The organism is Geomonas sp. (assembly GCF_035254065.1).
Lineage (GTDB): Bacteria > Desulfobacterota > Desulfuromonadia > Geobacterales > Geobacteraceae > Geomonas.
The window spans coordinates 1-5,901 of record NZ_DATFBA010000361.1; the positions used below are offsets into that span (position 1 = coordinate 1).

The following is a 5,901-nucleotide window of genomic DNA, read 5'->3' on the forward strand; positions in this document are numbered from 1 at the left end:
CCCGGTATTTCTCTATCGCCTCCACCCCGTCGCCGCAGGTGGCCACCTGGTAGCCGAGCGCCCTCAGCATCTTGGAACAGAGATCACGGATCATCTGCTCGTCGTCCATGACCAGGACCGTGCCCCCCGCTTGGCGCGGGAGCCGACAGGCCGCAGCCCCGCTCTCCCCGTCGCCCGTCGACGCCAGTGCGGCGGGTAGGTAGATGGAGAAGGTGGTCCCGACGCCGACCTGGGAGTGTACCTGGATGTGGCCGCCGTGCTTGCTGATGATGGAGAGGGTGGAGGCCAGGCCGAGTCCGTTGCCGCGCGCCTTGGTGGTGAAGTAGGGGTCGAAGATCTTCTTCAGCACCTCCTCGGGGATGCCGCACCCTTCGTCCTCGAACAGTATCCGCACGTAAGGCCCCGGTTCCAGCGAGAAGGGGTTCCCCATTTCCAGCTGCACGTTGTCGCCCCGCACCGTCAAGGTCCCCCCTTCGGGCATGGCGTGCACCGCGTTGATCACGATGTTGTTGAATGCCTGGTTGAGCTGGCCGGCATCGGCTTCCACCTCCCGCAGGGTGCAGCCCCAGACCATCTTCTTCTGGACGCTGGTCCCGCGCAGCGAGAGGGAGACCGCCTCTTCCACCAGGTGCGACACCGAGACCACCTTCTTGTTGGGCGCCCCACCCTTGGCGAAGGTGAGCAACTGGTAGGCAAGCTCCGAGGCGCGCTGGGACGCGTTCTCGGCCGACACCAGCATCGGGTGGGCGGCGTGCCCCTCCTCCAGGAACATCTGGGCAAGCGACAGGTAGCCGATGATGCCGGTCAGGATATTGTTGAAATCGTGGGCGATCCCCCCCGCCAGCACCCCCAGCGACTCCATCTTCTGCACCTTGAGGAGCTCGTTGTTGATGAATTCCTGTTCAGTGATGTCGGTGAAGATCTCCAGGGTGCGCCCCTGGGAGAACTGGGTGTTGACGATGATGTGGCGCACCCTGCCGTCCCGGCAGGCGACCATCGTTTCCAGCGGCGGCACGGCGGCGCCGGTGCCCCTGGCCTGCTCGATCACCTTTTGCCTCCCCTCCATCAGGGCGAAACGCTGGTCGGCATCGGGGTAGGCGTGCACCAGCCAGTGGTTCACGGTGGGGATCTCCTCCAGCTGGTAGCCGAAGAGCTCGGCGAAGCGGCTGTTCAGGTATTCGACCCGTTGCTCCTCGTCATACCACCACACGCCGGCCGGCATGGAATCCATCAGCGATCTCAGGGTCGCCTCGCTCTCCCTGATCAGCCGCTCCGCCCGCAGCCGGTCGCTTACGTCCCGGATACACTCGATGGCGGCGGTCACCTCGCCCTGGGAGTTCCTGAGGACCGAGGCGGAGCCGGCCAGGTAGGTGTCGGGGCCGAGATGGGGAGTGAAGGTCTCGCCGTAGATGATGGAGTCATCGTTGCGCAGTGAGCCGTAGCAATTGTTTTCGGGATCCGGGTGCAGGGCGAGGTCGATCAGCACCGGCCTTCTTTTTCCATAGAAGGGGATGGCGTACTCGTAATCCCCCTTGCCGATCATCTCCTCCGCCTTGACCCCGCTCATCACCTCGATCGCCTTGTTCCAGGCCACCACCTTGCCGTCCCGGTCGATTACCATGGTGGCGTCGGGGAGAAAGGAGATGATGTCGAGCAGCTGCTGCCGCGACTCCCTGAGGGTGAGGTCGGTCTGGCGGCGCTCCTCGATCTCGGCGGCAAGCAGGCGGTTTTTCTCCCCCACCGCCGCCTCCCGCAGGGTCTTCTCTTCCAGGTGCGCCCTGAGCACCGCGTTCCTGGTGTTGATCACCTGCAGGTAGAAGAGCCCGAAGAGGATGAATGCCGCTATGCCGGCGGTGGTATAGAGCATGCGCCGCGGAGAGTTGACGTCGACGCCCCCGGCGGCCGGGACGAAGGCGACCATGGAAACCGGGGTCCCCTCCACGGGAACCAGGATGGCGTAGCCCGCGGGGCCGCTGCGCGAGGTGGAGGGCTGCATGCGGTAGGGGACCATGGGGACGATGTCGTGCGGGAGGCGTGCGCCGGCGGGACCGAGCGTTCCCCTGATCGCTTCCGGCACGCACAGGTAGCTTTCGTTGAAGACGAAGGCGGTAGGGTAGCGGCTCGATTCGTCCAGCCCCTGGATGAAGCAGCGATACACCTTGGCAGATGACAGCCAGCCGAGCACCTCGCCCTGGTAGTGTGCCTTGAAGCGGACCGGCGCGGAAACGAGGAACTTGACCTCCCCCTCTGCGGTCTCCGTATCGATGGAAACCACGTTCACGTCAGGCTTCAGGTAGCGCTTCCACTGGCGCGGGGAGTTCCCGGCACCGGCATGTGCCGTGTCGGCCAGTACCTGTCCCGAGCGGTCGATGAAGACCAAGCGGTCAAAAGCCGGCCCCCCGTTTGAGACCTTGGACTTGAGCGTCGCGTCGAACAGGTCGTCTACGACCTGCAGGGTTGCCCGCAGACCGTGCTCCATCGACATCCCCAGCGCCTTATTTTCGAAGTAGGAGGAGATCTCGCGGCTCCGGGCGAGGTCCCTCAGCTCGCTTTTCCCCTCCGAGAAGTAAAAGCTGAGTGCGGTGGCACGCCTGGTGGCGTCCGAGGTGAATCTCTTGAGCGCCGTATCCTGCAGGGCCAACTGGCTGCGGTACTGCGCCACCACCAGGTAGCCGATGTACCCCACCAGCGCCAGGCCGATCACGGCCGCAAGCAGCCTGCTCATCCGGGAGATCATTATGTGAACCGCCATAGTCGTCTCTTGATCAGCGCTGCACCGCTTACCGGTCCTGCCGATAACCGGCGGCGCTTGTTACCCCTGTCCATCTCTCGCCCAGCCCTTCAAGTGGGACCATCGGCGAGGATGCTGCCTGTCAGTTCTGCCTGAAGAACTCCGGCCAAAAGACCGGTGCCGGTGGAATCCAGCCTGTACAGGTCGGGGTCCAGGCAGGTCTTCTCGAGCGCCAGCACCTCCCTCGGTGAGGCGGCAACCGGTGCCGCAACTTCGTATCCTTCGGCAATGGAGGGAAATTCTTTAGCCGGCACAGGAAAAGTTTGGGAGCGAACTGCTGAAAAACGGAGGAAAACGGAGGGCACTGCGCAGCAACCTCGCCTTGCTGCTCAGGAATCCAGATGGGAGCTTATTTGCCGGTATGCATGGGTGAGTTTGAAGACGGTCTCGCGGTCGTACAGGCAGAAGTCGGCGGGGCTATGTATTTTGCCGTGGAAGGAACAGTGCCAGGAGCTGTCGGCAGATACGATGACGCCGGCGACCTGGTCGTCGAACTGGTCGGCGGTGATATCGACGACGAAACCGTGCAGTTGGAGCCAGGCGTGGGGAAGGCCCGCCCGCCCCCCGAGCACGTAGTGGGCAAGGCCGCACCGTTGCACCTGGAGATACTTGGCTAGCAGCAGGGAAGCGTCCCCACAGGCCCCCCGCGGGAAGTCGCGCAGGGTCGGCAGGGAGAGCGACCTCCAATTGCACCTCAAAATGCCGGAGCGGAACCGGGAAGCCAGACGAAAGAGGAGATGTCGGAGTGGGTCGTGCAGCTCATCCATGTCGCCCCCTTATCAGCGCAGGGTCCCTGTCCGGGTCTCGGTAAGGTTACGACGGGGGGATGAGTTGTCAATGCTACGGTGTCAGCTCCCCTTTACCCAGCACGCAGGCGCGCGGCCGTTGCGGCCGGCGAAGGAGATTTCCACTGGAGGTGACAAGTTGGGGCGGCAAATCGGATTGGGCAGCGAAGTAGACGGGGAAGGGGGGGTGCTGAACGCCGTGGCGATGGCCTTGATTTCGGAGAGGGAGAGGCCGTAGAGCGGTCTCATGACGCTGACCGTGGAAATGGCCTGCACGATCCGGGCGGTCGTCACCCTCGACTTCGCCGGCAGCGGGCCATGGCATCTGGAGCAGTGAGAGGAATAGAGGGCGGTGCCATCGATGGTGGTTCCGGCCCGGCCGTCGCCGTGGATGGAGAGGAAGAAACTGACCACCGCCAACAGCACAAGGATGCCATCCGTTACCTTCTCTGTCATAAAGCCCCCAGGTGAAGCGCGCGCACCATGTTACGTCGCCTCGTCGGCTCGCCGCAGGCAATGGTCAGCGAACACCGTACTGGCAACAAAAAAGCCGGGTCGCCAATATCAGTGATATTTCGGCGACCCGGCTATCTCAGAGAGACCCTATAGGCTTTCCGTCCCACCCTCGCGGATGGTTTAGTATTGTCGTGTATCGGTTTAATTTTTATCGCAATATATTTCTAATTAGTAACGCTGTCAACACAATATTTCTAATGGAGACGGCCGCTATTCTTGCCGAACTCCCTTTTTGAGGATTTCCTGGCAGTAGCTATTCAGGCTCTCACCTGCCCGCAGCGCTCGAAGGGCGATCTCCCGATGCAGCTCCTTGTCTATCCTGAGCACGAAACGGCCTGAATATTCCCTACCTGCGGTCTCAGTAGGAAGTGGTCTCTTATCTGCCTCATACAGCTCGATTGCCTCCGCCACGGCCTCACAGAGCTCCCGGTAAACTTCTGCTTCGTCGTCGCCGTGGATACCGCCATAAATGAGCCCGGGGCAGGTTCCCACATAGCAACCGTCCTCTTTCGACCATTCCACAATCTTGAGATATTTGTCGCTTTTCCTCATTTCCTGGTTTCCTCGATCGCGGCCTTTACCTGCCTTTCCTGATATGGCTTGGCATCGTCTCCTGGGTTCCCTGATATGGTGACCGGCCTCGAGCAACGCGCATGGGTGAAGTTGCGGTGGCTCCCCTTACCGCCCCGGTCGATGAATCCCGCCTGCAGGAGGCGGTCTATCAACTCTCTTACCTTAGGTGGCATCTCTAGATGATACTAGGGTGATACTATGATGTCAACCAGGTGAAAAGGGGCCGTCGCCTGCAAGAGATTTGGGGGATGAAGGGCGACGGAGGGGATGGTGCGGGCGGAGGGGCATCCGTGCTACAATGGCACCAGCATGAGGAGAAAGCAGTGGGAACCTTGCCTGCGCCTATAGGACAGGAAACAGCTTCGCAGAGACTTACCGACCTGATACCGCCGGAGCAGTGGTCGGTCTATGCCCGGTTCATAACCGAGACCGCCGGGAAGGACATCCCCTTCGCGCTGGGAGGCGGGCTGGCAGTGTCGGTCTATTCGGCCTATGTCCGCAACACCAAGGACATGGACATCTACCTGAGAGAGCAGGACAGCCGGAGGGTCATCGAGATCACCCGGGAGCTCGGCTTCCAGGAGTACACCGAGTTCCCCTACGACCCCACCTGGAGTTACCGCTCCGCCCGGAACGGCTACATCATCGATTTCCTCTGGAGGATGCTGAACGGGAAGGCTTCGGTGGACGAGACCTGGCTCACCCGGGGCTGGGAGCTCCGGATTCGCGGCGTTTCGCTGAGGGTGATCCCCGTGGAAGAACTGATCCTGTCCAAGCTGTACATCCTGAAAATGGATCGTACGGACTGGCCCGACATCCTGAGTCTTCTCTACGCGCAGGGAGTCGGGCTTGATTGGGAGAGGCTTCTCAGCACCCTGGGAGACGACCGGCCGCTGCTGGGGAGTGTGATGAACGTCCTTCGCTGGCTCTGCCCGGGGCGCGCCTGCCGGTTCCCGGAATCCATCTGGGCCCCTTTGGGACTGCTTCCTCCGACCTCCAGCCATCCGGAAGTGGACCAGTCGAGGTTGGCCCTGCTCAACGCCGAGCACCTTTTTGGAGAGCTGCCATGAAAGTCGGTGCCATGAACCATCCCCGCCACGACCCCGCCGATGAGATCCGCCGCTTTGCCGACCTGGGACTTGATTTTATCGACCTGACCCTGGAGCCGCCGGGCGCTGGGTGGTGGCAATGCGACCCCCGGGAGGTCAGCAAGGCCCTGGCCGAGACCGGCATGGG

At 62.2% G+C, this 5,901-nt stretch carries 7 protein-coding genes and 1 riboswitch; of the genes, 1 reads left to right on the forward strand and 6 read right to left on the reverse strand.

Features of this window, described 5'->3' with window-relative positions:
- The 6 genes from VJ604_RS16790 to VJ604_RS19325 form a co-directional block, all read right to left on the reverse strand.
- Positions 1-2,752 (reverse strand): PAS domain-containing hybrid sensor histidine kinase/response regulator (locus VJ604_RS16790; RefSeq protein WP_324084540.1); only part of this gene is annotated, 2,752 nt, incomplete at its 3' end.
- A gap of 89 nt (positions 2,753-2,841) precedes the next feature.
- Positions 2,842-3,045 carry a hypothetical protein gene (locus VJ604_RS16795; protein ID WP_324084541.1) on the reverse strand — a complete coding sequence of 68 codons (204 nt, stop codon included), beginning with the start codon at positions 3,043-3,045 and terminating at the stop codon, positions 2,842-2,844.
- A gap of 75 nt (positions 3,046-3,120) precedes the next feature.
- Entirely contained in the window at positions 3,121-3,558 is a 438-nt protein-coding gene (locus tag VJ604_RS16800) for a hypothetical protein (protein WP_324084542.1), read from the reverse strand.
- A gap of 81 nt (positions 3,559-3,639) precedes the next feature.
- Positions 3,640-4,032, reverse strand: a complete 393-nt coding sequence (locus VJ604_RS16805; protein WP_324084543.1) for a hypothetical protein — start codon at positions 4,030-4,032, stop codon at positions 3,640-3,642.
- Positions 4,033-4,150: 118 nt separating this feature from the next.
- Positions 4,151-4,227, reverse strand: a riboswitch (cyclic di-GMP riboswitch).
- A gap of 75 nt (positions 4,228-4,302) precedes the next feature.
- Positions 4,303-4,644, reverse strand: coding sequence for a type II toxin-antitoxin system HicB family antitoxin (locus VJ604_RS16810; RefSeq protein ID WP_324084544.1), 342 nt, complete (start codon positions 4,642-4,644; stop codon positions 4,303-4,305).
- Positions 4,641-4,838 (reverse strand): type II toxin-antitoxin system HicA family toxin, encoded by a 198-nt coding sequence (locus VJ604_RS19325; protein WP_349256695.1) that lies wholly within the window; start codon positions 4,836-4,838, stop codon positions 4,641-4,643. Before VJ604_RS19325 ends, VJ604_RS16810 begins: the two co-directional genes overlap by 4 nt.
- Before the next feature lie 150 nt (positions 4,839-4,988).
- On the opposite strand from VJ604_RS19325, the gene VJ604_RS16815 reads away from it, so the two are divergent.
- The gene (locus tag VJ604_RS16815; RefSeq protein ID WP_324084545.1) at positions 4,989-5,735 is read left to right on the forward strand and encodes a nucleotidyltransferase; all 747 of its coding nucleotides are present in this window, start codon (positions 4,989-4,991) and stop codon (positions 5,733-5,735) included.
- Positions 5,736-5,901 lie beyond the last annotated feature (166 nt).

Excerpts from the sequence above, each read along its gene's own strand:
- VJ604_RS16800 (WP_324084542.1), bottom strand. The coding sequence starts at position 3,558 with ATGGATGAGCTGCACGACCCACTCCGACATCTCCTCTTTCGTCTGGCT.
- VJ604_RS16805 (WP_324084543.1), bottom strand. The coding sequence starts at position 4,032 with ATGACAGAGAAGGTAACGGATGGCATCCTTGTGCTGTTGGCGGTGGTC.
- VJ604_RS16810 (WP_324084544.1), bottom strand. The coding sequence starts at position 4,644 with ATGAGGAAAAGCGACAAATATCTCAAGATTGTGGAATGGTCGAAAGAG.
- VJ604_RS19325 (WP_349256695.1), bottom strand. The coding sequence starts at position 4,838 with ATGCCACCTAAGGTAAGAGAGTTGATAGACCGCCTCCTGCAGGCGGGA.